The organism is Roseomonas sp. CCTCC AB2023176 (assembly GCF_042259275.1).
GTDB lineage: Bacteria > Pseudomonadota > Alphaproteobacteria > Acetobacterales > Acetobacteraceae > Roseomonas.
In genome coordinates this window covers 4,125,828-4,149,765 of record NZ_CP170086.1, presented here as the reverse complement: position 1 = coordinate 4,149,765, position 23,938 = coordinate 4,125,828, and the positions used below count along the sequence as shown (strand labels likewise).

Genomic DNA, 23,938 nt, shown 5'->3' with positions numbered 1-23,938 from the left:
CGCGCCGGCGATCAGGCCATCCCGACCACGGTGTCCAGTTCCCGCCAATCGGGAAGCGCCGAGTCAACGGTCCGCCCGTTGCGGATCACGACCCGGTCCGTGTTCGGGCGGGACAGGACTTCGGTCATGAAGCGCCCGTTCAGGAGGATCAGGTCCGCCGCGTTGTTGACGGCGATGCGCCCGTGTTCCCGCAGGCCCATGGCATCGGCCGGGCGGCGCGCCGCGGCGGCGGGCCAGTCCCCGATCGGGTGGTCGAGCTGCAGGATGCGCGTGCTCTCCCGGTACACCTCGAGCATGTCGTGGTCGCCGTAGGCGTAGAACGGGTCGCGGCAGTTATCGGAAGCGACGGAGACACGGACGCCCGCCGCGCGCATCTCATGCACCAGCGTTACGCCCCGCCAGCGCGGAGTCCGGCCGGCCGCGCGCCCCTGCAGGTACATGTTGCACATCGGCAGGACGACGACGGACAGCCCGGCATCCGCCACTGCCTTGATCGTCTCCCGCGCAAAGGCCTCGGGCTGGAGCGAGAGGGAGCAGCAATGCCCCACCTGAACCGGCTTCTTGAACCCGCGCCGCTGCGCCGTCAGCGCGATCTCCCGCAGCGCCCGGGCGCCGCTGTCGCCGGACTCGTCCACGTGCAGGTCCATCTCCAGCCCGCGGTCCTCCGCCAGCTGGAAGAAGCGGTCGAGCATGGGCTGGAAGTCCGACGGCAGGTCGTCGTGAAGCCCGCCCGTCAGCCGCGTCACCATCCCCAGCACGCCGCCATTCGCCGCGACGAGGTCCGCCAGTTCCTCCCCCTCGTCGCCCTGGAAGCGGTCCAGGGGCGCGATGGACGAGGCCTGGAGCGTGATCCGCCCCGCCCATTCGTCCCGGAGCCGCCGGAAGACGCGCCAGGCGTTACGCCCATGCGGCAGGTAGCTGTCGAGATGGGTCCGGATCGCGACCGTGCCGTGGTGGAACGACGCCCGCAGCCCCCATTCGAATCGCGCCCGGATGTCCTCCTCCGACCAGTTCGCCCCGCGGTCGCTCATGACGGCGTTGATGGCGCCGCCGAAGGTGCCGTCGGGGTTGGAGGTACGCGGCCAGATATGGCCCTTGTCCAGGTGGGTATGCGCGTCGACGAGCCCCGGCCAGACCTGGCCGCCGCGCATCTGGACATGCACGCCTTCTTCCGGCGCCGTGCCCTCCGGCTCGATCCCGGCGATCCGGCCGTCATCCACCTGGATGTCCACGCGGCAGAGGCCTTCCGCGTCACGCGGGCCCGGCATCTCCGTCAGGAAGGCCGAATGGACCCGGGCGTCCCGTAGCCAGTACGGGCCGTAGGCCGGGATGGAGTCACGCAACATCAGGAGCCCTCTTTCGCCAGGGCGCTCTCATGCCATGAACGAAGCAGCAGGTGGGAGAGGAGGGACATCGCGAGGAAGATCGCGACGCCGGTGCCGGAGACGAGGACGAGCGCCGCGAACATCCGGGGGATCTGCAGCTGGTACCCGGCTTCCAGGATGCGGTAGGCCAGCCCCGAGGCCGTGCCGCCGGTGCCCGCCACGAACTCCGCCACGATCGCTCCGATCAGCGCCAGCCCGCCGGAAATCCGCAGGCCCGCGAGGAAATAGGGCATCGCCGCCGGCAACCGCAGCCGGGTCAGCACCTGCCAGCGCGAGGCCCGGTAGAGCCGGAACAGGTCCACGAGGTTGTGGTCCGCCGAGTTCAGCCCGAGCGTCGTGTTCGATAGGATGGGGAAGAAGGCCACGATCCAGGCGCAGATCAGGAGGGAGATCGCGACGTCGTTCACCCAAATGATGATCAGCGGCGCGATCGCGACGATCGGCGTGACCTGGAGGATGACGGCGTAGGGGAACAGCGACAGCTCGATGATTCGCGACTGTGCGAAGAGGATCGAAAGCGCCAGCCCCGCCGTCGCCGCAACGACCAGCGCGGCGAAGGTGATCTTCAGCGTCACCCAGAGGGAGGGCGACAGTGTCCCCCAGTCGCGCACCAGGGTCTGCGCGACGAGGATCGGCCCGGGAAGGATGTAGGGCGGGATGCCCTTGATCCGCACCACCGCCTCCCACGCGCCGAGGAAGACGATACCGATCACCAGCGGCGCGAGGACGCGCAGCACGCCGGCATCCATCAGCCGTAGCCGCGGCGCGCGGACGGGGCCGGCGACGGCCGCGTGCGAAGTCTCGGTCACGCTCACGCCGCCATCGCTCCGTTCAGGGCCTCGGACGCCTCGCGGCAGAGCGCGGCATATTCGGCGGAGGTGCGGAACGCCTCGTCGCGATGGCGCGGCGCGTTCACGCGGAGGTCGTCGAAGACCCTTCCGGGACGCGCAGCCATGACGACGATGCGCTCGGACAGGTACACGCTCTCGAAGACCGAATGGGTCACGAAGATCGTCGTGAAACGCTGCCGGTCCCAGAGCGCGAGAAGGTCGTTGTTCAGCCTGTGGCGCGTGATCTCGTCCAGCGCCGCGAAGGGCTCGTCCATCAGCAGCAGCCGGGGCCGCGTCACCAGGGCGCGGGCGATGGACACCCGCATCTTCATCCCACCCGAGAGCGCGCGGGGGAAGGACCGCTCGAAGCCGGACAGCCCGACGCTCGCGAGCGCTTCCGCAGCGCGTTCCCGCGCCTCTGCCTTCGGGATGCCCGCCAGCCGCAGCGGCAGCATGACGTTCGCAATGGCGGTGGACCAGGGCATGAGGGTCGGCTCCTGGAAGACGAAGCCGACCTCGCCCGTCTGCGGCGCATCGACGCTGATTCGCCCCTCGCTCGGCGCGATCAGGCCCGCGATCATCCGCAGCACCGTGGACTTGCCGCAGCCCGAGGGCCCGAGCAGCGAGACGAACTCCCCCTGCCGGATCGAGAGGTTGACGCCCCGCACCGCCAGCGTGCCGCTGGGGAAGCGCTTGGCAACCCCCTCCAGCACCGCGACCGCGCGGCCGCTCGTGGACGGAACCTCGGTCAGGGGCGCCGTCACGCCCTCAGGCAACGCCGACCCGCTTGTTCACGAATTCCAGCGAATAGGCCTTCTTGTAATCCATCCCCGCCGGATAGACGCCCGCGTCGCGCATGCCCTCGTAGAAGGACTGCCACTTCGTGTCCGTCATCGCGCCGATGCCGAGGTTCACCGCCTCCCCGCTCCGCACGATCCCCTGCGCGTTCATCGCCTGCACGGCGAAGGCGATCTTGGCGTCCGTCATCTCGGGGTTGTCGCGCTTGATCTGCGTGTTCGCCGCCTCGACGTTCCGGCCCGCCATGTATTCGGTCCAGCCCTCGATCGTCGCGTTGATGAAGCGCTGCACGACGTCCTTCTTCTCGGCGACCATTCGCGCCGAGATGTCCACCGTCGTGTTGTAGGCGTCGTAGCCCGCATCGGCGATGAGGAAGACCTTCGGACGCGCGCCCGCCTCCATCGCCGCGAAAGGCTCGGAGGAGACGAAGCCCTGCTGGATCGCCATCCGGTCCGCCATGAAAGGCTGGATGTTGAAGGTGTAGGGGCGGATCTGGCTGTCCTCGAAGCCGAACTTGCGGCGCAGGAAAGGCCAGTAGGTCACGCGCCCAGCGGCGCCGATCAGCACGGGCTTGCCGCGCATGTCCTCGAACGAGTTGATCCCGTTGCCCTCGTGGGTCATCAGGATCTGCGGGTCCTTCTGGAACATCGCGCCGATCGTGAGGAAGGGCAGGCCCTCGCGGACGTAGTTCAGCGCCTGGAACCCGTTGGACATGATCATGTCCACGCGTCCTGCGAGCAGAAGCTGCGCCGGGTTCTGCTGCGGCCCGCCGGTGCGCAGGTCGCACTCGATCCCGTGGCGGCGGTAGATGCCGTTGGCGACGGCCTGGTAGTAGCCGCCATGCTCTGCCTGGGCGCGCCAGTTCGTCTGGAAGGACACCCGGTCGAGCGAGGACTGCGCCTTCACCCGCGCGCCGGGCACGGCCGCGAGGGCCAGGGAGGCAGTGCCCCCCGCCAGCAGCGCGCGACGTTCCATCCGATACCGTGTTCCGGCCATGGGCCCCTCTCCGGTCAAAGCGACGCAGCAATGCCATGGCGGCGGGGTGCCGCGCCAGCCATCCCCCGGCCGAAGCTTAGCAAGGCCGGTGCCACGGCACAGCCCGGTGCCACGGTGCGCGTGGCAGATCGCGACGGCCAGCGCATCGGCCGCGTCGGCTCGCCGGATGACCTGGCCGGGCAGCAGGCGGCGCACCATGTCCTGGACCTGGATGGCGCAGTAAGGCCGGTGCCGCGGCGTGGAGGTGCCTTTCACCCCGGCTCTATCGCCGCGGGACCGCGGGGCTATGCTGCGCCCCCCGCCGGAAAGGCACCCCGCCCGCCCATGTCCCGCGCCGTCTCCATCACCCACGTGACGACCTATCGCTACGACCGGCCGGTCTTCCTGGGGCAACAGACGCTCCGCCTGACGCCGGCGCCGCATGCGCCGGCGCGCATCCTCTCCCACGCGCTGACCGTCGCCCCCGCCAACCACGTCCTCCGCGAGGGCCGCGACCCGCAGGGCGGCGTCGAGTCGCGGGTGCTCTTCGAAGGCCGCGTGGACCACTTCGAGATCACCGCGCGGCTTGAGGCGGAACTGCGCCCGGTCAACCCGTTCGACTTCGTGCTGGAAGGCGGGGCGGAGCGCTGGCCCTTCGACTACGACCCGCTGCTTCGCGCGGAACTCGCACCCTGCCTCGCCGTCGAGGGACCCGGGCCAGGCCTCGCCGCAAAGCTGCCGGACGGCCCCGCCGGCACGGTGCCCATGCTCATCGCCCTCGCCCGCCGCATCGCGACGGAAGTGCGCTATATCCGCCGCGACGAACAGGGTGTCTGGCCGGTCGAGGAGACCTTGACCCGCGGCGAAGGTTCCTGCCGCGACACGGGCTGGGTGCTGGTGCACGCGATGCGCGCGCTGGGCATCGCGGCACGCTTCTGTTCCGGCTACCTCCTCGACCCCGATGAAGGCACGGCGGAACTGCACGCCTGGGCCGAGGCCTTCCTGCCCGGCGCGGGGTGGGTGGGCTTCGACCCGACCTCCGGCCTGCTCGCGGCGGAGAATCATCTGCCGCTCTCGGCCGCCGCCGACCCGCGGCGCGCGGCGCCCGTCACCGGCACGCATGAGGCCTGCGGCGTCGCGTTCTCCGCCTCGATCCGCCTCGAGACGCCTCCGGGATGAACGGGGTGGCGGTGGACGAGATGGTGGACGGCCACGGGCGAGTGCGGCCACACTGGCGGGCCCTCCTCGGCGGCCTCGCCAGCCTGCCGCAAGGAGCGCTGGCGGAGCGGGCACAGATCCTGGCCCGCGCGGTCGCGGAGGAAGGCACGGCCGCTGGTGGCAGCGGCGCGGCCCTGGTGGACCTCATCCCGTTGGTGCTCTCCGCGTCGGAGTTCGCGACGCTCGCGGCGGCCCTGGCCCAGCGTGCGACGCTGCTGGAAGCCGTCCTGGCCGACCTCTACGGGCCGGCCCACCTGCTGCGTGACGGCGCCCTGCCGCCGGAACTCGTCTTCGCGAACCCCGGCTTCCTGCGCCCCTGCCGCGGCGCGCGCGTCGGGCGGTACCTGCACCACGCAGCCTTCGACCTCGCGCGCGGTCCGGATGGACAGTGGCAAGTCACCCATGACGCGATCGGCGACGGGGAAGGCCTGGCGCGCGCGCTGAACCTGCGCGCCCACCTGTCCCGCGCGCTGCCGGAGGCACTGCGTGCCGTGGGCGTGCGGCCGCTGCGCCCCTTCACCGATGCGTGGCGCGATGTGCTGCAGTGCGCGGCGGGTGAGGACGGCGTCGCGCTGCTCACCCCCGGCGTCGCGCATCCCGCATGGGCGGAACACGTGACGCTCGCGCGCGAACTGTCGCTCACGCTCGCGGAGCCGGGCGACCTGACGGTGCGCGGTGGTGCCGTGTTCCTGAAGACCCTGCGCGGGTTGCGGCCGATCCGCGTCCTGCTGCGACGCGTGCCGGGCCGCGCGCTCGACCCGCTGGAGGATGGGGGCGACCCGTCGCGGGGGTCGCGGGGCTGCTCGACTCCTGGCGGCACAGGCGCGTCGCCGTGCTGAACCATCCCGGCGCGGAACTGGTCGAGGCGCCGGCCTTGCCCGCCTTCCTGCCCGACCTTTGCCGGCGGCTGCTGCGTGACGACCTGCTGATCCCCTCCGCCGCGGTGACGTGGCCGGCGCCGGACGGCACGCGGCATGCCGCCGACCCGCGGGCGGAACCGCCGGACGACCCGCGGCTGCGCGCGACGGTCGCGGCACCGGCACGCTCCCTCGCGCCGTCGCTCGGGGAGGACGGACTGGAGCCGCGGGCGGTGACGCTGCGCTTCTTCCTCATCCATGACGGCGCGGCCTGGTGCGCGATGCCCGGCGGTCTTGCGCGCGTGGTGGGCGGCGGGGCGAAGGACGTCTGGGTTCTGGCGGAGGAACGGGCGGAGATCCGCGGCCCCGGCGCGCTACGCCTGCCGGCGCTCGCGATCCGGCGCACGGCGGGCGACCTGCCGTCCCGCGTCGCGGACAACCTGTTCTGGCTCGGCCGGTACGTGGAACGTCTGGACGACGCGGCGCGGATGATGCGCGCGACGATCGCGCGTCTGGAACGCGCGCCGATGCTGCCGCGCGACGCGGCGGAACTGCGGGCGCTGTCACGGTGCCTGCTCGAATCGAAGATCCTGCGCGCCGAGGATGGCACGGAGGAGGCGGGGCTGCGCGCCGCGCTCCGCCGCGCATCGGAGCCGGGCGGGCAGTTGATCCGGCTGACCGACGAGGTCTCCCGGCTCGTCGAGGCCTCGCGCGATCGCCTGACGAACGACATGCACGCGGCCTTCACCGGCCCGCTGCGCGAGGCGCGGGCGGCACTGCGCGTCGCGCGGACGGAAGCCGGGCTGGCGGCGGCGCTCGGGTTGCTGGTGCGATACGCATCGGGCGTGGCGGGGGTCGCGGCGGAGAACATGGTGCGCGGTGGGGCGCATGCTTTCCTCGACCTCGGGCGCCGGATGGAACGGGCGGCCTGCGTCGCTGGGATGCTCGGACAGGTGCTGGCGGAACCGCCGTCCCGCGTTGAGAGCGGGCTGACGCTGGCGCTGGAGCTGTGCGATTCCGTCATCACGTACCGCAACCGGTACCTGCACGTGCTGCAGCCCGCGCCGTCACTGGATCTGGTGATTGCCGATCCGGCTAATCCCCGCGGGCTGGCGTTTCAGCTGGCGGCGGCGGAATCGCTGCTGTCGCAGGTGGAGGGCGCGGGCGACGCGGTCCTCTCCGGAACGGCGGGTGCGCTTCGGGAGGCCGCGGAGGCGATGGCGGCGGAGGTGGTCGGCGCCGGCGATGGCGCGGTGGCTGCAGTCGCGCTTTCGAAGCGGCTGCTGGCGCTGGAGGAAGCGGTGTCGGACCTATCGGACGGGGTGGGACGGCGGTACTTCACGCTGCTCGCCGCGCCGCAGCGGCTGGGGGTGGATACGGCCGAGGCGGTGCGGGGTGCAGCGTGAACTGGCGGGTGCGGCACGTCACGTCGTACGCGTATTCGGAGCCGGTGGAGATGGCGATGCACCTTCTCCACCTCCTGCCGCGTGACCTGCCGCGGCAGGCGGTTCGGCGTGCGGCGCTGGTGGCCGATCCGGCACCGGCGCGGCGGGAGGACGGGACGGACCACTTCGGCAACCGTGCGACCTGGCTGACGATGGACCGGCCGCATACGCGCTTCTCGGTCACGGCGGAGTACGACGTCGCCGTGGAGCCGCGTCCATCCCTGCCTGCGGCAACGCCGGGATGGGAAGACGTGGCGGCGCTGGCGCGGCGGGAGGCGGACCTAGCGGAGTTCCTCTTCGAAAGCCCTTTGCTGCCCGCCGTGGCGGGGGCGCGCGACCATATCGCCGCCTGCTTCCCCTCCGGCAGGCCGGTCGGGGAGGCGTTGCAGGAGGTCGCCCGGCGCTTCCGGGACGGGCTGACCTTCCGTCCCGGTGCGACCACCGTCTCGACGCCGGTCGCAGATGTGCTCCGGCGCCGTGCCGGCGTGTGCCAGGATTTCGCGCACCTGCTCATCACCGGGCTGCGGATGCTCGGCGTGCCCGCGCGGTACGTGTCGGGGACCATCCGCACGCGGCCGCCGCCGGGCGGCGTGCGGCGGCTCGGGGTGGACCAGTCGCATGCCTGGGTGGCGGCCTGGGCCGGGCCGGAGGCGGGTTGGGTGGACATCGACCCGACGAACGCGATCCTCGTGGCCGATGAGCATGTAACGTTGGGGTGGGGGCGCGACTTCGGGGACGTGTCACCGCTGCGTGGGGTGATCCTCGGCGGAGGGCGGCACACGGTGAGCGTCTCCGTGGACATGGAGCCGGCGGAGGCGACGGCGGCCTGAACGCCCCGGGCGGATGACGCTGGCGTGATCCGTGCTATGCCGCGGCCGTTCCACGGGGAGAGACCCATGATCACGCGTCGTACCGTTCTTGCCGCAGGCGCCGGGCTGCTGGCCGCGCCGCACATTGTCCGCGAGGCCCACGCCCAGGCGCCGGTCCGCTTCTGCCTGGACTGGGCGCTGCAGGGGAACCACGGGATGTTTGCCCTCGCCGAGGACCGCGGCGTGTTCCGGCGCGAGGGGCTGGCGGTGCGGATGGACCGCGGTTTCGGGTCCGGCGACACGGCGGTAAAGGTGGCGTCGGGGGCGTACGACCTGGGGTACACCGATCCCTCCACGATGGTGAAGTTCAACGCGGAGAACCCGGACAAGCGCCTCGTCTCCATCTATCAGGTGCTCGACCGGACCGCGGCGGCGCTCGTCACGACGCGGCGTTCCGGGATCACCTCGCCGCAGGGCGTGGTCGGCAAGCGTCTCGGGGCGCCGGAGGGCGAGGCGAGCCGGATGCTGTTCCCGGCCTTCGCGCGGGCGAACAACGTGGACGCGTCGCAGGTGCGCTGGACGTCAATGGCGCCGAACCTGCGGGACACCATGCTGTTCCAGAACCAGGTGGATGCGGTGACGGGGTTCCTCTTCACCGTGCACTTCAACCTCGTCGGCGTCGGCGCGCGCGAGGAGGACATCGTGGCGTGGCCGTATGCCGAGAACGGGCTGGACATCTACGGCTCCGCGATCGTCGCGCGCGCCGAGTGGCTGGAGCGGAACCAGCAGCAGGCCGCGGCCTTCGTGAAGGCTTCCATCGAGGGGCTGAAGCTGCTGATGGCCGAGCCGGACGCAGCGATGGCCGCGCTGAAGCGGCGCGAGGCGCTGTTCGACGAGCCGCTGGAGAAGCGGCGCTGGTTCATGACGCGGGACCGCGGAATCCTGACGCCGGCGGTGCGGTCCGGCGGGACGGGCGTGCTGGATGCGGCGCGGTCGGCGACGTTGGTGCGGGTGAACGCCGAGGCGTACGGGGTCACCAACCCGCCGAACCCGGCGGAGATGTTCACCGACCGGTTCCTGCCGCCGGCGAGCGATCGTCGGGTCGCGTAGGACGTAGGTCCTGGCAGGCGGCCCGAGGTTCGGGCCGGCTGCGAAGGGTTCGGACAAAAGATCGGGCGGCCCCGACGGAGCGGGCGGCCGCCGGGGCGGGCGCCATCATGGTCCGTCCGGCGGCTTTCGGACAAACGGCTCGGTCTGGGCCGTGATCGTCCGCACCCCGCGTCGTTCGCAGGGCTCGGACGCCTTCGGACAAAAGACCTTTGCGCCGGGGCGGCGAGGGCGGGTGAACCTATCAGGGCAGATCGGGCCCGGGACGGACGGCTGATCCGACGGGTATCGGCTGCGGGGAAGACTGTCATCACGGTGCCTCCTTTCTGCCGCCCCGCGTCGGTCATCTCGGTCCTGTGGTAAATAATCCTAGACCGATTGGGTCTCCGCGTCAACCGAAATCGGGCGCTTCGGCCAGCCATGCCGGATGCTGCCATTGTTGTGGCTGAACGGGTGAAAGGGCGTAACCCGCCAATGGCGTCCGCGATCGGGACGTGGCGGCCCGCCCCCATGTGCCTTGCCTATCGCGGCGTGAGGATGCGTCGCATGGAGTGGGGCCGCGGGTGGCCGTAGGTTCCTCCCACGCCCCGCAGCATGCGGCGCGGTTCGAGGAGAAGACAGATGTTCGCCCAGACCAAGCGCACCGCCACGATGGCCGGAGCCGCCGCGGTCATCGCCGCGGCCTTCGCCGCCGCGCCGGCGTCGGCGCAGTCGGCGCGGTACTGCGACGGCAACCTTGTCGCGAATTCCTTCTATTCCAACGTGCTGTCCAACGGATCGACGGCGACGGTGCAGTATCACGGGCAGTTCCAGAACACCGACCCGCAGCGTCGGCGCATCAGCGCGACGCTGCTGCAGATGCAGCGGATCGGGAACTTCACCATCCTGCGGCCGATGGGGCGCCTTGACCTGAACGCCTATGAGCAGAAGGACGTGGTCATCTTCTCGGTGCAGACGAACAACCCGGGCGGGGCGGGCGCGCCGACGCCGGCGCTGGTGGGACAAACGATCCGCTTCGCCTGCCACTTCGTGCAGTAGCGCGCCGGCCGTCGCTCGCCGGGCGGCCTGGTCGCGGTCGTCCCGGCTCGGCGGTGTGGCGAAGCGGCGGTGCCGCGAGGGAGGGGAGTCCCGGGCCGGCTCCCGGGATCTTCCGCCGGCGGGCGTGATCCGGCGGCGGTGCTCGGCAGGGCTAGGCAGGGCCGCGGCGGGCTTGCAGGCTGCGCGCCCATGGAAGCCAGGAAGAACGACCGTCTGTTGATCACGGGGGCGCGGGTTCTCGCGCTGGATGCGCTCTCGGCGCCGCACCGCGACCTGCTCGTGAAGGACGGTCGGATCGCGGCGGTGCTGCCACCCGGCGAGGGGCCTGAGGACGCGGCGCGGCACGATGCGTCGGGGCGACTCGTCATCCCGGGGCTCGTGAACGGGCATACCCACGCGCATGGCGGGCTGTCGAAGGGCGTCGGCGACAAGTGGGACCTATCCGCGCTGCTGGCGCATGCGCCGTGGATCAGCGGGGCGCGGGGGACGGAGGAGAAGCGGCTCTCCGCGACCCTGTCGGCGGTGGAGATGCTGAAGAAGGGGTGCACGGCGGCCTTCGACCTGCCGGCGGAGTTTCCCGGCCCGACGGAGGGGGGGATCTTCGCCGTTGGCGAGGCGTACCGGGCCGTGGGTGTGCGGGCCGTCGTGGCGCCGATGATCGCGGATCTGACCTTCTTCCAGGCGATCCCCGGACTGCTGGATGCGCTGCCGGCGGGCGACCGGGTGCGGGCGGAGTCGATGCGGATGGCGTCTCCGGACGCGATTCTCGCCAAGGTGAGCGAGGTCGCGCGGTCCTGGCCCTTCCCGCAGGACGAGGTTCGGCTGGGGATCGCCCCGACGATCCCGCTGCACGGGTCGGATGACTTCCTGCGGGGCTGCGCGCGGACGGCCGCCGAGTTCGGGCTGCCGATGCAGAGCCACGTGGCGGAGGCGCGGTTCCAGGCCGGCGCCGGGGAGGAGCGCTACGGGACGACGCTGCTGCGGCACATGGATGCGATGGGGTGCGTGGGGCCGCAGTTTTCCGTCGCGCACGGGGTCTGGCTGACGGACGACGACCTGGCGCTGCTGGCGGAGCTCGGTGGGGGATTGTCGCACAATCCCGGGGCGAACATGCGCCTGGCCTCCGGAATCGCGCCGGCGCGGAAGGCGATCCGGGCCGGGGTGAGCGTCGGTATCGGGACGGACGGGTCGTCGTCCTCCGACAATCAGAACATGTTCGAGGCGATGCGGCTGGCGGCCTTCGCCTCGCGCCTGTGGGACGGGGCGGAGGAGGAAGACTGGCTGGGGACGGCGGAGACCGTGCGGCTGGCGACGGCGGGGTCGGCGGCGCTGCTGGGGCTGGAGACCGGGGTGATCGAGGCGGGGAGGCTGGCGGACCTGGTGTTCCTCGACCTGTCGCACGTGAACTGGGCGCCGCTGAACGACGCGGCCAACCAGTTGGTGTGGACGGAGGACGGGTCGGCGGTGCTCGACGTGATGGTGGGCGGGGCGTGGAAGCTGCGGGACCGGCGCGTGCTCGGCGTGGACGAGGCGAGGCTGGCGCGGGAGGCGAACGAAGCCGCTTCGATGCTGCGCGAGGTCAATGCGGAGGTGCGGCGCTGGTGCGAGGCGGTGGCGCCGCATGTGGCGTGTCATTGCCGGGCCCTGGCGGGGCGGTTCACGCGGGCGAAGCGGCTGCTGGCGGAGTGACGGCGATGGAGTTGCTGCAGGGGAAGGTCGCCGTCGTCACCGGGCCGGCGAAGGGGATGGGGGCCGCCGCGACGCTGCTGCTCGCGGATCACGGGGCGGACCTGGCGCTGGTGGGGCGGGACACCGCGGCGATCGGACCGGTGATGGAGCAGGCCCGGGCGAAGGGGCGGCGTGCCGAAGTCTATGCCTGCGACATCACCGACGTCGGCGCGGTGGACGCGATGCGGGACGGCGTGCTGCGCGATTTCGGGCGCTGCGACGTGCTGGTGAACATCGCGGGCGGGACGGGGCCGCTCGGGAAGACGTTCTGGGAGACGACGCCGGAGGAGTTCCGGGCGATCCTCGACCTTAACGTGACGGGGTGCTTCCTGACGATGCGGGCCTTCGCGCCGGCGATGATCGCGGCGGGCGGGGGCAAGATCGTGAATGTCGGCGGGACCTTCGGGCTGCGCGGGAAGGCCGGGCGGGCGGCCTATTCGGCGAGCAAGTGGGGGCTGCGGGGGATCACGAAGTCGGCTGCGCTGGAGCTGGGACCGCACGACGTCAACGTGAACTGTGTCTGTCCGGGGATGGTGGAGGGGCCGCGCTTCGAGGGGGTACGGGCCGAGATGTCGCGGCGGCTCGGGATCACGCCGGACGAGGCGCGGGAGGTCTATTCGCAGGACTACGCGCTGCGGCGGATCAGCACCGATACAGACGTGGCTGGGGCCGTGCTGTTCCTGGCTTCCGACCTGTCGCGGCAGGTGACGGGGCAGGATCTCGCGGTGGATGGGGGATGGGTGATCTGATGCCGGATGCCGTCGCGGACCTGCTGATCTCCGGCGGGACGGTCGTGAACGAGACCGGGCGGTTCGCAGCGGACGTCGCCGTGCGCGACGGGGTGATCGCCTATGTCGGGCATCCCGCCTTCGCGCCGGCGGCGCGGGAAGTGCTGGATGCGCGCGGGCAGTTCGTCATCCCCGGCGCGATCGACGTGCACGTGCACATCCGTGAGCCCGGCATGACGCACAAGGAGGACTGGACGACGGGGACGCGCGCCGCCGCCGCGGGCGGGGTGACGACGGTGTTCGACATGCCGAATACCGATCCGCCGACCTGGACGCTCGAGGCGCTGGCGATGAAGCGGGACGCTGCCGAGCGGCAGGCGCACGTGAACTTCGGGCTCTACGGGCTCGTGGACGAGCGGACGATCGGCAACCTGGAGCCGCTGATGAATGCGGGGGTGATCGGGTTCAAGCTGTTCTACGGGAACACGACGGGGAACCTGCCGGCGCCGAATGACGGGGCCGTGCTGGAGGCGTTCGAGATCCTGGCGCGGCGGGGACACCGGTGTTCGATCCACGCGGAGAACTCGCCGATGCTGTTCTGGCGGGAACGGAGGATGCGGGAGGCCGGGCGGGACGACGACTACGCGCATTGGTGCGCGCGCGCGGACATCGTCGCGATCGAGAGCCTGAACCGGTGCATCACGCTGTCGGAATGGACGGGGGCGCGGATCCATATCGTCCATGAGTCCTGTGCGCGGTCCATCCCGTACATCGTCGCGGCGAAGGCGCGGGGGGTGCCGATCACGGTGGAGACCTGCCCGCAATACGTGATGCTCGCGGCGGAGGACCTCACCGGCGAGATGGCGGGGATCGGGCGGCTGAACCCGCCGATCCGGGAGGGGGCGCAGCGGGACGCGCTGCTGGCAGCGCTGCGCGACGGGGTCATCGACGCGATCGCGACGGATCATGCGCCGCATGCGGTGGAGGAGGTTTCCCGGCCTTCGATCTGGGACAATGCCTGCGGATTCCCGGGGGTGGAGACCTCCATGCGATTGATGCTCACCCTGGTGTCGCAGGGGCGGATGACGATGGAGGCCTACGTACGGGCGGCCGGGGCGGCGCCGGCGCGGGCCTTCGGGCTGTACCCGCGGAAGGGCGTGATCCAGCCGGGGGCGGATGCGGATATGGCGGTGGTCGATCCATCGAAGGAAGGCGTCATCCGGGGGGCGGAGCTGCAGTCCGTCCGCAGCCGGTTCACGCCGTTCGAGGGGATGCGGACGGTGGGCACGCCCGTCGCGACGGTGGTGCGGGGACGCGTGGTGATGCGGGACGGCGTCGTCGGCGACGCGGCGGAATGGGGGCGGATGGAACGGCCGGAGATGCCGCCGCCGGCGCCGCGGAACCTCGGGACGACGACGGAGGCGATCCTGCGTCCCGGGCATATGCCGATCGCCGGATAGCGCGAGCCCTGTCGCGGGCCGGGACGATGTCCGCCGGGCGCGGGCCTTCGTGCCGTCAGGTCGGCGCTATTCCGCCGCGATCCGTTCTTCCACCCGCTTCACCCGGATCGCGCGCCAGACCTTTTCGGGCGTGAGGGGCATGTCGAGGTGGGCGACGCCGATCGCGTCGCAGACGGCGGAGACGATGGCCGGCGGAGCGCCGCAGGCGCCGCCCTCCCCTGCCCCCTTGGCGCCGAGGTCGTTGGTGGGGGTGGGGACGACGTTGAAGCCAAGACGCAGGTCGGGGGCGTCGGCGGCGCGGGGGAGCGCGTAGTCCATGTAGGTGGCGGTGAGGAACTGACCGCTGTCGGGGTCGTAGCGGGATTCCTCGAGGAGGGCCTGGCCGATGCCGGTGAGGATGCCGCCATGCATCTGGCCGTGGACGAGGAGCGGGTTGATGACGTTGCCCACATCGTCCACGGCGGCATAGGCGACGAGGGTGACGGTGCCGGTTTCGGGGTCCACCTCGACCTCCGCGACGTGGCAGCCATTGGGGAAATTGCATTCGACGTTGCGGGTGTAGGTGACGGCCTCGTCGAGCCCTGGACTTTCGCCCTCCGGCAACGCGGCCGGGTCCTTTGCGACGGCGATGATCCGGGGCCAGTCCACCGCGCGGTCGGTGCCGGCGATGGTGAAGCGGCCGTCGGCCAGCTCGATATCCTCGGGCGCGGCTTCGAGGAGGTTGGCGGCGATGCGGCGTGCCTTGTCGAGCACGGCGGTGCCGGCGCGAAGCGTCGCGGTTCCGCCCATGGAGGAGGAGCGGGAGCCGCCGGTGCCGCCGCCCTTCTCGATCAGGTCGGTGTCGCCCTGGACGAAGCGGATGCTCTCGAGAGGGATGCCGAGGGTCTGGGCGACGATCTGGGAGAAGGCGGTCTCGTGGCCCTGGCCATGGCTGAAGGTGCCGACGCGGAGTTCGGCGGTGCCGTCGTCCATCATCGCCACGCGCGCCCATTCCATGGGGCCGCCGCCGGAGGCTTCGACGAAGTAGCCGAGACCGATGCCACGCAGCTTGCCGCGGCGGGCGGATTCGGCGCGGCGGGCGGGTAAGCCCTGCCAGTCCGCGAGCGCCAGGGCCTTGTCCTGCGTCTCGGCGAAGCGGCCGCTGTCGATGAGGTTCCCGACGACGTTGCGGAACGGCATCTGGTCCGGGCGGATGTAGTTGCGGCGACGGACCTCGTCGCGCGGGAGACCGGTCGCGAGCGCAGCCTGGTCGAAGAGTCGTTCCATCACGTAGGCGGTCTCGGGTCGCCCGGCGCCGCGGAAGGAGTCGGTCGGGACGGTGTTGGTCAGGACGCAGCGGACCTCGTTGTTGATCAGGGTGCAGGCATAGACCGTGCCCATGACGCGGCCGCCGGCTTCGGTCGGCACACGGGCGCCGAAGTCCTGGATGTACGCGCCGAGGCCGGCGACGGTGCGGATGCGGACGGCGAGGCAGCGCGCACCGGCATCGAGCGCCATCTCGGCGCGGGTGACCTGGTCGCGGCCATGCGGGTCGGACTGGAAGGTCTCGGTTCGGCCGGCGAGCCACTTGACGGGGCGCTTGAGACGGCGCGCGGCCCACAGAACCATGACGTTCTCGGGCATGAGTTTGCCGCGGACGCCGAAGCCGCCGCCGACGTCGGGGGATATGATGCGGAGGGCGTCTTCCGGGACCTTGAGGGCGATCTTGGCCAGGCCCTCGCGTACGCGGAAGACGCCTTGGGTGGGGCCGGTGAAGACGTAGCGAGCCTTGGCCTCGTCCCATTCGCCCAGCGCCACGCGGGGCTCCATGGGGCTGGGGACCATGCGGTTGTTGATCAGTTCGACGGCGACGGTGCGGTGGGCCGTCGAGAAGGCCGCGTCCACCTCGTCACGCAGGCCGTTCTCCCAGGTGACGGCGACGTTGTCGGGGCGGCCTTCGTGCAGGATGGGCGCGCCGGGTTCCGCCGCGGCGGCGGTGTCGGTCACGGCGGGGAGCGGGTCGTAGTCCACCTCGACCAGCTCGGCCGCGTCGAGCGCCTGCTGGCGCGTTTCGGCGACGACCAGCGCGACGGGGTCGCCGACGTAGCGGACGACGTCCGTTTGGAGGATCTTCCGGGGCGGGTTGAACATCGGCGCGTCGCGGCCCTTCACGACAAGGGTCGCGCCGATGGGGCCGATGCCGTCCGCGTCGGCGTCTTGGCCAGTCAGAACGGCGAGCGCGCCAGGTGCAGCGCGCGCGGCGTCCGTCTTGATCGAGAGGATGCGGGCGTGGGCGTGCGGCGAGCGGAGGATGACGGCCTGCGCGCAGCCCGGCGGGTCGAAGTCGTCGGTGTAGCGGCCGCGGCCGGTCAGGAGGCGGGGGTCCTCGCGCCGACGAACGGGCTGACCGATGCCGAACTTGTTCACTCCGGAACCTCCTGACGCGGGCTAGAGGGTAGCGCCCGCTGGCGGCGGCGGCGAGTGACCCGCCGGCCCGAGGCGGGCGCAGCAACAGAATCCAGGACCACGCATGATCCGCGGCAGCCTTTCGGCCCTCCTTCTCGTCGTCGGCGTCGCGGGTGCGCCGGCGCTCGCGCAAACCGCACCCCCTCCCCGCCTGCGGCCGCCGTGGACCCGGCGGCGCGGGCGGAGGCGGAGCGGGTGATCCAGGCGCTCAACATGGGCGGGCTGATGGAGCAGACGATCCAGGCGCTGCGGCCCGGGCTGGTGCAGCAGATGCAGCAGGCCGGACGCGCGAACCCCCAGCAGGCCGAGGCGGCGGTGGGGGAGGTCATCATGCCCGCGCTGCGGGCCGCGACGCCGCAGATGATGACAGGAATCGCCGATATCTGGGCGCGCTACTTCACGGCGGAGGAACTGCGGCAGATGGTGGCCTTCTACGACACGCCGCTTGGGCGCAAGTCGCTCGCGCTGATGCCGCAGATGACGGCGGAGACGCAGGCGCTGGCGCAGCGGATCCTGCCGCAGATCCTGCAGGATACGATCTCCAAGAACCGCGACGCGTTGCGGCAGCGGGGGATCCAGGTCTGACAGGGTAGGGCTGTAAGCGCGGGGTGGCGACGGGGCCGCGCCTCGCGCGTGGGTCGCCCTGCGTGCTGACGGACGCGGCCGCGTTCCGAACGGCTGGGCGGGCCCCTCGACCGGCCCGGCGCGGTCGGGAAGACTCCTCCCCGTGCGAGGGAGGCTGGGATGGATAGCGCCGCGATCATCGGCACGGGGCTGGTCGGGCGGGCCTGGGCGATGGTCTTCGCCCGGGCCGGATGGGGCGCGCGGCTCTGGGACCCGGTGGAGGGCGTGGCGGAGCGGGCGCGGGAGCTGTGCCGGACGGGTTTGCACGACCTCGCGGCGGCGGGGCTCTGCGACGATCCGGCGCGCGGCGGCCCGGGTGACCGTGCACGCGACGATGGGGGAGGCCGTCGCCGGCGTCGCGCTGGTGCAGGAGAACGGGCCGGAGCGGCTGGAGGTGAAGCGGGACCTCTTCGCGGCGCTGGATCGGGTGACGGCGCCGGGGGTGCCGCTGGCGTCCTCGACCTCGGCGCTGCGGTGTTCGGCGTGGAGCGAGGGGGTGGCGGGGCGGGCGCGTTGCCTCGTCGCGCATCCGGTCAATCCGCCGCACCTGGTGCCGCTGGTGGAGTTGTCGGGGGCGCCCTGGACCGATCCGGCCATCGTGGAGCGGGCGCGGGCGATCTACGCACGCGTCGGGCAGGCGCCGGTGATCATCCGGCGGGAGGTGGACGGGTTCGTGCTGAACCGGCTGCAGGCGGCCCTGCTGGCGGAGGCGTTCCGGCTGGTATCGGAAGGCGTGGTGTCGCCGGCCGACCTCGACGTGACGATGACGCGCGGGCTGGGGCTGCGCTGGGCCTTCATGGGGCCGTTCGAGACGATCGAACTTAACGCGCCGGGTGGGATCCCGGACTACGTCGCGCGGTTCCGCGGCTTCCTGGAACTGATCCCGCGCGATCCCGCGCGGCCGGAGGTGTTTTCGGACGAGGCGCTGGCGACCGTGATGGCTGAGTGGACGCCCACGGCCGATGCCGAGGCGAAGATGCGCTGGCGGGACGGGCGGCTTGCGGCGCTCCGCGTGCATCTCGATGCACGGGACCGTGGCGCGCTGGACAGGGCTCCTGCCCCGCCGCAGGCTTCGACGCCATAGGCATGGGGAAGCGGACATGGCCGATGTGAAGGTCGCTGTCGTCACGGGCGCGGGGTCAGGAATCGGGCGCGCGGCGGCGCTGGCGCTGCTGGATGACGGGTGGAACGTTGCGCTCGTCGGGCGGCGTCGCGACGCGTTGGACGAGACGGTGCGACGGGCCGGTGAGTCCGGTCCGCACTGCTTCGTGGCGTCGGCGGATGTCGGGGACCGCGCGGCGGTGGATGCAGCCTTCGCGGCGGTGGCCGGGCATTTCGGGCGCGTGGACCTGCTGTTCAACAATGCGGGGCGCGGATCGCCGTCGGTGGATTTTGACGAGATCACGCCGGAGGACTGGGCGGGCGTCGTCGCGGCGAACCTGAACGGGACCTTCTTCTGCGCGCAGGCGGCGTACCGGCAGATGAAGAACCAGTCGCCGAAGGGCGGGCGGATCATCAACAACGGCTCGATTTCCGCGCATGCGCCGCGACCGGGGAGCGCGCCCTACACCGCGACGAAGCACGCCGTGACGGGGCTGACGAAGTCCCTTTCGCTCGATGGGCGCAAGCACGACATCGCCTGCGGGCAGATCGATATCGGCAACGCGGCGACGGAGATGACGGACCGGATGACGCGGGGCGTGCCCCAGGCGAACGGGACGACGATGGTCGAGCCGCGGATGGATGTCGCGCTGGTCGGCCGGGCGGTGGCGCAGATGGCGTCGCTGCCGCTGGATGCGAACGTGCAGTTCATGACGATCATGGCGACGAAGATGCCCTTCGTCGGGCGGGGGTAGGGCGGACCGGACACGGCTCCGCTGACGCCTGCCCCACGTCGGAGGGGATCGCCCGGCCGGTTTACGGCATGGAAGGCCGCGGTTCCGGCGCCAGGGCAATGGCCGGCGATGCTTCGTCGCACCCGGCGAGACCAGCGGCCGTCACGTCTCGCGTCAGCCAGTTCGGGTCCAGCCGCCAGATCTCCGTCACCAGCCCACGTTCGAGGGCTGTGTAACTCCTCCATTGGCTGGCGAACTGACCGACCAGCGCGCAGGCCGCGGATTGGCGTCCCCCCGCCCGGAAGCGGGCCTGGGAGATGAGGGCATAGAGGGACCAGTCCGCCAGGCGCACGCGATCCGCCGCCGCGACGAACTTGTTGGGGAGCGGACGCGATGTCAGGGACGGACCGTGTCGGAGCATCGTGTCCCAGCTCGGCGTGCCCGGATCGAGCGACGCCACGCGCCGGAGTTCGGCCGTCAGCGCGGGGTCGACGCCGTAGACGTAGGACGCGCCGTCGACGCCCGCCGCTGCGAGGGCCTCACCGCGCTCGACCCAACGCTTCAGCAATGTCGCGGCCGTCTGGTCGTCCCGCGCCCCGTAGTGGAGGTACGCGTTCCGCACGACGAGGTACTCGGTCAGCCGTGCGGCCAAGGTGCCGGCGGTCCCGCCGCGCGTGATCGCGGCGTAGAGGTCGCTCGTGAAGACGAAGGTCTTTAGGAAGACCGGGTGGTCAAGGTTCAGACGGATCGGCGCCGGCTGCGGGGACCAGAGCATGAGGGCGCGGACGGGGATGGTTCCGTGAAGGATCGCCGGCTCGCGCAGCGTGACGTCCAGCGTGAGGATTGACAGGGGGGGCTGCCGCTCGAGCCGCCCCAGAGGGCAGGCGAAGGTCTGGATCGCTGACTGTCGTCGCGCCATCGCTTGCGGTGGCTGCCATGCCCGCCGTTCCCTGAAGCCGGACGGACGTCCGGCCCGCGAAGTTTGCCCCGGCGGGTGGACGAGCTGCAACAACTGCCGCCTAGGCACGCCGTCGTCAGCGCGCGCGGGCGATGCAGAACTCGACGATGCCCTCCAGCGCGTCGCGAGCCTGGCCGGGTGGGAAGGTGGCCAGCGCGGACAGCGCGCGGTCGCCGTAGAGGCGCGCGCGGGCGACGGTGTCCTCGACGGTGCGATGGCGGCGGATGAGGGCCTGGGCCCGGGGCAGGTCGTCGTCGGACTGTTCCTTGTCCTCCAGCACGCGGCGCCAGAAGGCGCGCTCGGCCTCATCGCCTCGGGCATGGGCGAGGAGGACGGGGAGCGTGATCTTTCCCTCGCGGAAGTCGTCGCCGACGGTCTTGCCCAGCGCGGCCTCGGAGGCGGAGTAGTCGAGGGCGTCGTCCACCAGCTGGAAGGCGATGCCGAGTGCCATGCCGTAGTCGCGAAGGGCGACGGCATCGGCCTCCGGACGGTCGGCGACGACGGCGCCGACCTCGGTCGCGGCGGCAAAGAGGGCGGCGGTCTTGCCTTCGATGACGCGGAGGTACTGGTCCTCCGTCGTGGCGATGTCGTTCTGCGTGACGAGCTGCAGGACCTCGCCCTCGGCGATCGTGGCGGCGGCGGCGGAAAGGATCTCGAGCACGCGGAGCGAACCGTCGGCGACCATCAGCTGGAAGGCGCGGGCGAAGAGGAAGTCGCCGACGAGGACGGAGGGCTTGTTGCCGAAGAGGGCGTTGGCGGAGGGGCCGCCGCGGCGGAGGGCGGATTCGTCCACGACGTCGTCGTGCAGCAGCGTCGCGGTGTGGATGAACTCCACGCACGCCGCGAGCGCGACGTGGCGGGTTCCGCGATAGCCGCACAGCCTGGCGGCGGCGAGCGTCAGCAGCGGGCGCAGGCGCTTGCCGCCGGCGGCGACGATGTGCGCGGCCAGTTGCGGGATGAGGGCGACCTCGCTCTGCATCCGGTCCACGATCAGGCGGTTGCAGGCTTCCAGGTCGTCGCGCACGAGATCGGTCAGCGCGGCGAGCGCGCGTTCGGGGTCGTTCGGTGGAAGTGTCGGGGCCGGCGCGGGGCGTGCGCTCACGATTGACCTGTCCTAAGGGGCGCGCACCATATGCGCGGGCGGCGGCGGGCGACAACCGCCGGGCCCGAGAAGGGGGATGCTTGATCCGGGTGCTGCTGCGGGAGGGCGATCCGGTGCGGCTGGGCTTCCTCCAGGCGTTGCTGCGGGATGCGGGGCTGCGGCCGCTTCTGCTGGACGGGCATATCAGCGCGGTCGAGGGGCGGATCGGGGCGTTTCCGCAGCGGCTGGCCGTGCCGGAGGACGAGGCGTCCCGCGCCGAGGCGGTGCTGCGGCAGGCCGGGGAGTGGGAGGGCTAGGCCCGCCCCCGCCCGAGGACGCGGGGGAGGAGCACGGGCTGCTCGGCGGGCGAGTGCGGCTGCGGCAGCCGCGCGCGGGGCTTCGGGCGGGGCTGGATTCCGTGATGCTGGCGGCGGCCTGTCCGGCCCGGGCCGGCGAGCGTGTGCTGGACCTAGGCTGCGGACCGGGCGGCGTGTTCCTGTGCGTCCTCGCGCGGGTGGCGGGTAGTGCGGCGGTCGGTGTGGAGCGGGATCCGGCGCTGGCAGCGCTGGCGCGGGAGAATGCGGCGCTGAACGGCTGGGCGGAGCGGACGGAGGTCATGGCATGGGAGGTCGGGGCCGGGGAGATCGGGGCCGGGGCGCTGCCGCCGGTGCATCACGCGGTGTGCAATCCGCCCTGGTGGCCCGGCGGTACCGAGCCGCCGGGGGAGCGACGCCGGGGGGCGACGCACGCGGCCGGCGGCGGGCTCGATGTCTGGGCAGGGGCGATGGCGCGGGCGCTGCGGCCGCGCGGGACCGGGGCGATGGTGCTGCCGGCGGCGTTGCTGGATGCAGGCATGGCAGCCCTGCGGATGTCCGGCTTCGGCGGCGTGGTGGTCTGGCCGCTGTGGCCGCGGGCCGGGGTGGCGGCGCGGCGCGTGGTGCTTCGGGGGCGGCTCGGCGGCAGGGGCCCGACCACCCTGTCGCCGGGGCTGGTCCTGCACGCGGGCGGCGGCTGGACCGCGGAGGCTGACGCGGTGCTGCGGGGCGGCGCGGCGCTGGAGGAGGCGGTGACGCGGCAGTCGGGTTGAGGCGCGTCCGGTCTGTGGGGTCGTCGGACCGGCTCGCCGTCGCCCGGGGACGGTGCCGTCAGGGTCTCTCGTCGGGGTGACGGAGCATCCAGAGGCGTTCGTGCGCCGCGACGAGGCCTTCCAGGTTCTTGCGGCGGTTAGCATCGGGGCTGACGGGACGACGGGTCAGCATGAGTTCAAGGACGCGCAGCAATTCGCCCGCAACCTCGTGGTCGCCCTGGTCGCAGGCCTGGTGGAAGGCGATGAGGACCTTGTCGGAGAGGCGGCGCGTGTGCCGGGGCGCAGCCGCACCGGACGCGGTGCCCGCGCGGTCGAAGGGCTCGCCTTGCGGATCGGCCGCGTCCTCTGACATCGCATGCTCCCCCGATCCGGCGCCGAAGGCGCGCCGGTCCCGGGCCCACCGGTCCGGGACCGCATCGTTCTGACACGACGCCGCGCGGGGTGGAACCGCGGCGTATGTCGCGTCAGTGTCGTAATTCGATCACGCCGACCGGCTGCGGGGAGCCGTTGAAGGCGACGTCGGTGAAGGCTTCCTCCCAGGTCCCGATCGTCGAGGCGCGGGAGTATTCGGTCGCGCGGTTCTCGAAGAAGTTCGTGTGCTCCACGGCGTTGAGCATCTCGTCGAGCCACGGGAGCGGGTTCTTGCCGATGTGGTACATCGGCTCGAGGCCCAGCTGCTGCAGGCGGCGGTCGGCGATGAAGCGGATGTAGAGCTTCGTGTCCGCGGCGGTCAGCCCGGTGACGGCACCGAACTCGAAGGCGAGGTCGATGAACGCGTCCTCGTGCTCCACGATCGTGTTGCAGATGGCGTAGAGGTCGCGGCGGAAGTCCTCCGTCCAGATCTCCGGGTTCTCCTGAACGAAGGTGCGGAAGAGGCGGATGACGGAGAGGCAGTGGAGCGTCTCGTCGCGGACGGACCAGGAGACGATCTGGCCCATGCCCTTCATCTTGTTGTGCCGCGGGAAGTTCATGAGGATGGCGAAGGAGGCGAAGAGCTGCAGGCCTTCGGTGAAGGCGCCGAAGGCGGCGAGGGTCTTCGCGATCTCGGTCTTCGACTCCACGCTGAAGTTCTGCATGTAGTCGTACTTGTCCTTCATCTCCTTGTAGCGGAGGAAGGCGGTGTACTCGATCTCCGGCATGCCGATGGTGTCGAGGAGGTGCGAGTAGGCGGCGACGTGCACCGTCTCGATGTTGGAGAAGGCGCTCAGCATCATCAGCACTTCGGTCGGCTTAAAGACCTGGCTGTAATGCTTCATGTAGCAGTTGTTCACCTCGACGTCCGCCTGGGTGAAGAAGCGGAAGATCTGGGTGAGGAGGTTCTTCTCGCCGGGCGTGAGGTTCTTCTGCCAGTCCTTCACGTCGTCGGCCATCGGCACTTCTTCCGGCAGCCAGTGGAGTCGCTGCTGGGTCAGCCAGGCGTCGTAGGCCCAGGGGTAGCGGAAGGGCTTGTACACCGGGTTGGCGGTGAGGAGGTCGAAGTGGACGGGGGTTCCGTCGCGGGCAATGGCGCCGTCGGGCATGGGATCGGTC

General features: G+C 71.5%; 22 protein-coding genes and 3 pseudogenes. 15 read left to right on the top strand and 10 right to left on the bottom strand.

All coding sequences use genetic code 11. From position 1 onward, the window contains the following. Window positions 1-11 precede the first annotated feature (11 nt). The 5 genes and pseudogenes from ACE7GA_RS20765 to ACE7GA_RS20745 all read right to left on the bottom strand — a co-directional run. A complete protein-coding gene (locus ACE7GA_RS20765) occupies window positions 12-1,346 on the bottom strand; it encodes a cytosine deaminase (protein WP_376090910.1) in 1,335 nt (444 codons plus the stop codon). Continuing rightward, entirely contained in the window at window positions 1,346-2,194 is an 849-nt protein-coding gene (locus ACE7GA_RS20760) for an ABC transporter permease (RefSeq protein WP_376090907.1), read from the bottom strand. Before ACE7GA_RS20760 ends, ACE7GA_RS20765 begins: the two co-directional genes overlap by 1 nt. Before the next feature lie 2 nt (window positions 2,195-2,196). Next, window positions 2,197-2,979 (bottom strand): ABC transporter ATP-binding protein, encoded by a 783-nt coding sequence (locus tag ACE7GA_RS20755; protein WP_376090905.1) that lies wholly within the window; start codon window positions 2,977-2,979, stop codon window positions 2,197-2,199. A gap of 4 nt (window positions 2,980-2,983) precedes the next feature. Then, window positions 2,984-3,988 carry an ABC transporter substrate-binding protein gene (locus tag ACE7GA_RS20750; protein ID WP_376100431.1) on the bottom strand — a complete coding sequence of 335 codons (1,005 nt, stop codon included), beginning with the start codon at window positions 3,986-3,988 and terminating at the stop codon, window positions 2,984-2,986. 99 nt (window positions 3,989-4,087) lie between these two features. Then, window positions 4,088-4,219, bottom strand: a pseudogene (locus ACE7GA_RS20745) (crossover junction endodeoxyribonuclease RuvC); the annotation flags it as partial. 114 nt (window positions 4,220-4,333) lie between these two features. Here ACE7GA_RS20745 and ACE7GA_RS20740 point away from each other — a divergent pair. The 9 genes and pseudogenes from ACE7GA_RS20740 to ACE7GA_RS20700 all read left to right on the top strand — a co-directional run bounded on the left by ACE7GA_RS20740 (window position 4,334) and on the right by ACE7GA_RS20700 (window position 14,378). Continuing rightward, a complete protein-coding gene (locus ACE7GA_RS20740) occupies window positions 4,334-5,167 on the top strand; it encodes a transglutaminase N-terminal domain-containing protein (RefSeq protein WP_376090902.1) in 834 nt (277 codons plus the stop codon). After that, window positions 5,164-6,110, top strand: a pseudogene (locus ACE7GA_RS20735) (circularly permuted type 2 ATP-grasp protein); the annotation flags it as partial. The gene ACE7GA_RS20740 and the pseudogene ACE7GA_RS20735, both read left to right, overlap by 4 nt. 234 nt (window positions 6,111-6,344) lie before the next feature. After that, window positions 6,345-7,469, top strand: a complete 1,125-nt coding sequence (locus ACE7GA_RS20730; protein ID WP_376100428.1) for an alpha-E domain-containing protein — start codon at window positions 6,345-6,347, stop codon at window positions 7,467-7,469. Next, on the top strand, window positions 7,466-8,338 hold the full coding sequence (locus ACE7GA_RS20725; protein WP_376090899.1) for a transglutaminase N-terminal domain-containing protein: 873 nt from the start codon (window positions 7,466-7,468) through the stop codon (window positions 8,336-8,338). Before ACE7GA_RS20730 ends, ACE7GA_RS20725 begins: the two co-directional genes overlap by 4 nt. Window positions 8,339-8,404: 66 nt before the next feature. Next, on the top strand, window positions 8,405-9,427 hold the full coding sequence (locus ACE7GA_RS20720; protein WP_376090896.1) for an ABC transporter substrate-binding protein: 1,023 nt from the start codon (window positions 8,405-8,407) through the stop codon (window positions 9,425-9,427). A 618-nt stretch (window positions 9,428-10,045) separates the two neighbouring features. Beyond that, window positions 10,046-10,462 carry a hypothetical protein gene (locus ACE7GA_RS20715; RefSeq protein WP_376090893.1) on the top strand — a complete coding sequence of 139 codons (417 nt, stop codon included), beginning with the start codon at window positions 10,046-10,048 and terminating at the stop codon, window positions 10,460-10,462. Between the two features lie 189 nt (window positions 10,463-10,651). Continuing rightward, window positions 10,652-12,151 carry an amidohydrolase family protein gene (locus ACE7GA_RS20710; RefSeq protein WP_376090890.1) on the top strand — a complete coding sequence of 500 codons (1,500 nt, stop codon included), beginning with the start codon at window positions 10,652-10,654 and terminating at the stop codon, window positions 12,149-12,151. Window positions 12,152-12,156: 5 nt separating this feature from the next. Beyond that, entirely contained in the window at window positions 12,157-12,939 is a 783-nt protein-coding gene (locus tag ACE7GA_RS20705; RefSeq protein WP_376090887.1) for an SDR family NAD(P)-dependent oxidoreductase, read from the top strand. Then, the gene (locus ACE7GA_RS20700) at window positions 12,927-14,378 is read left to right on the top strand and encodes a dihydroorotase family protein (RefSeq protein ID WP_376090884.1); all 1,452 of its coding nucleotides are present in this window, start codon (window positions 12,927-12,929) and stop codon (window positions 14,376-14,378) included. The genes ACE7GA_RS20705 and ACE7GA_RS20700 overlap by 13 nt, the downstream gene beginning before the upstream one ends. A 66-nt stretch (window positions 14,379-14,444) precedes the next feature. Here the strand turns inward: ACE7GA_RS20700 and ACE7GA_RS20695 are convergent, their stop codons facing one another. Continuing rightward, on the bottom strand, window positions 14,445-16,784 hold the full coding sequence (locus ACE7GA_RS20695; protein ID WP_376090881.1) for a xanthine dehydrogenase family protein molybdopterin-binding subunit: 2,340 nt from the start codon (window positions 16,782-16,784) through the stop codon (window positions 14,445-14,447). 234 nt (window positions 16,785-17,018) lie between these two features. Here ACE7GA_RS20695 and ACE7GA_RS20690 point away from each other — a divergent pair, with 234 nt between their 5' ends. From ACE7GA_RS20690 to ACE7GA_RS20675, 4 genes and pseudogenes are all read left to right on the top strand, one after another. Beyond that, the gene (locus ACE7GA_RS20690) at window positions 17,019-17,408 is read left to right on the top strand and encodes a DUF2059 domain-containing protein (protein WP_376090878.1); all 390 of its coding nucleotides are present in this window, start codon (window positions 17,019-17,021) and stop codon (window positions 17,406-17,408) included. Window positions 17,409-17,567: 159 nt separating this feature from the next. Further along, a pseudogene (locus tag ACE7GA_RS20685) lies at window positions 17,568-18,039 on the top strand (3-hydroxyacyl-CoA dehydrogenase NAD-binding domain-containing protein); the annotation flags it as partial. Window positions 18,040-18,045: 6 nt separating this feature from the next. Further along, window positions 18,046-18,531 (top strand): 3-hydroxyacyl-CoA dehydrogenase family protein, encoded by a 486-nt coding sequence (locus ACE7GA_RS20680; RefSeq protein ID WP_376100425.1) that lies wholly within the window; start codon window positions 18,046-18,048, stop codon window positions 18,529-18,531. A 16-nt stretch (window positions 18,532-18,547) separates the two neighbouring features. Beyond that, window positions 18,548-19,303 carry an SDR family oxidoreductase gene (locus tag ACE7GA_RS20675; protein ID WP_376090875.1) on the top strand — a complete coding sequence of 252 codons (756 nt, stop codon included), beginning with the start codon at window positions 18,548-18,550 and terminating at the stop codon, window positions 19,301-19,303. A 61-nt stretch (window positions 19,304-19,364) separates the two neighbouring features. Here ACE7GA_RS20675 and ACE7GA_RS20670 read toward each other — a convergent pair whose 3' ends face one another. Continuing rightward, complete coding sequence (locus tag ACE7GA_RS20670) at window positions 19,365-20,201, bottom strand: hypothetical protein (protein WP_376090872.1); 837 nt, start codon at window positions 20,199-20,201, stop codon at window positions 19,365-19,367. A 115-nt stretch (window positions 20,202-20,316) separates the two neighbouring features. Next, window positions 20,317-21,342: a polyprenyl synthetase family protein gene (locus tag ACE7GA_RS20665; RefSeq protein WP_376090869.1), complete on the bottom strand. Its 1,026-nt coding sequence runs from the start codon at window positions 21,340-21,342 to the stop codon at window positions 20,317-20,319. A gap of 89 nt (window positions 21,343-21,431) precedes the next feature. Between ACE7GA_RS20665 and ACE7GA_RS20660 the strand changes: the two genes are divergently transcribed. Beyond that, window positions 21,432-21,638 carry a DUF2007 domain-containing protein gene (locus ACE7GA_RS20660; protein ID WP_376100422.1) on the top strand — a complete coding sequence of 69 codons (207 nt, stop codon included), beginning with the start codon at window positions 21,432-21,434 and terminating at the stop codon, window positions 21,636-21,638. Beyond that, window positions 21,626-22,408 (top strand): tRNA1(Val) (adenine(37)-N6)-methyltransferase, encoded by a 783-nt coding sequence (locus ACE7GA_RS20655; protein ID WP_376090866.1) that lies wholly within the window; start codon window positions 21,626-21,628, stop codon window positions 22,406-22,408. Before ACE7GA_RS20660 ends, ACE7GA_RS20655 begins: the two co-directional genes overlap by 13 nt. Window positions 22,409-22,466: 58 nt before the next feature. Here ACE7GA_RS20655 and ACE7GA_RS20650 read toward each other — a convergent pair whose 3' ends face one another. Together ACE7GA_RS20650 and ACE7GA_RS20645 are read right to left on the bottom strand one after the other, a co-directional pair. Further along, window positions 22,467-22,760: a hypothetical protein gene (locus tag ACE7GA_RS20650; protein WP_376090863.1), complete on the bottom strand. Its 294-nt coding sequence runs from the start codon at window positions 22,758-22,760 to the stop codon at window positions 22,467-22,469. Between the two features lie 112 nt (window positions 22,761-22,872). After that, entirely contained in the window at window positions 22,873-23,928 is a 1,056-nt protein-coding gene (locus tag ACE7GA_RS20645; protein ID WP_376090860.1) for a ribonucleotide-diphosphate reductase subunit beta, read from the bottom strand. Between the last annotated feature and the right edge of the window lie 10 nt (window positions 23,929-23,938).

What these genes read in the sequence shown, in the direction of transcription:
- ACE7GA_RS20765 (WP_376090910.1), bottom strand. Translation starts at nt 1,346, where the DNA reads ATGTTGCGTGACTCCATCCCGGCCTACGGCCCGTACTGGCTACGGGAC.
- ACE7GA_RS20750 (WP_376100431.1), bottom strand. Translation starts at nt 3,988, where the DNA reads ATGGAACGTCGCGCGCTGCTGGCGGGGGGCACTGCCTCCCTGGCCCTC.
- ACE7GA_RS20740 (WP_376090902.1), top strand. Translation starts at nt 4,334, where the DNA reads ATGTCCCGCGCCGTCTCCATCACCCACGTGACGACCTATCGCTACGAC.
- ACE7GA_RS20730 (WP_376100428.1), top strand. Translation starts at nt 6,345, where the DNA reads ATGCCCGGCGGTCTTGCGCGCGTGGTGGGCGGCGGGGCGAAGGACGTC.
- ACE7GA_RS20720 (WP_376090896.1), top strand. Translation starts at nt 8,405, where the DNA reads ATGATCACGCGTCGTACCGTTCTTGCCGCAGGCGCCGGGCTGCTGGCC.
- ACE7GA_RS20715 (WP_376090893.1), top strand. Translation starts at nt 10,046, where the DNA reads ATGTTCGCCCAGACCAAGCGCACCGCCACGATGGCCGGAGCCGCCGCG.
- ACE7GA_RS20710 (WP_376090890.1), top strand. Translation starts at nt 10,652, where the DNA reads ATGGAAGCCAGGAAGAACGACCGTCTGTTGATCACGGGGGCGCGGGTT.
- ACE7GA_RS20705 (WP_376090887.1), top strand. Translation starts at nt 12,157, where the DNA reads ATGGAGTTGCTGCAGGGGAAGGTCGCCGTCGTCACCGGGCCGGCGAAG.
- ACE7GA_RS20700 (WP_376090884.1), top strand. Translation starts at nt 12,927, where the DNA reads ATGGGTGATCTGATGCCGGATGCCGTCGCGGACCTGCTGATCTCCGGC.
- ACE7GA_RS20675 (WP_376090875.1), top strand. Translation starts at nt 18,548, where the DNA reads ATGGCCGATGTGAAGGTCGCTGTCGTCACGGGCGCGGGGTCAGGAATC.
- ACE7GA_RS20670 (WP_376090872.1), bottom strand. Translation starts at nt 20,201, where the DNA reads ATGGCGCGACGACAGTCAGCGATCCAGACCTTCGCCTGCCCTCTGGGG.
- ACE7GA_RS20650 (WP_376090863.1), bottom strand. Translation starts at nt 22,760, where the DNA reads ATGTCAGAGGACGCGGCCGATCCGCAAGGCGAGCCCTTCGACCGCGCG.
- ACE7GA_RS20645 (WP_376090860.1), bottom strand. Translation starts at nt 23,928, where the DNA reads ATGCCCGACGGCGCCATTGCCCGCGACGGAACCCCCGTCCACTTCGAC.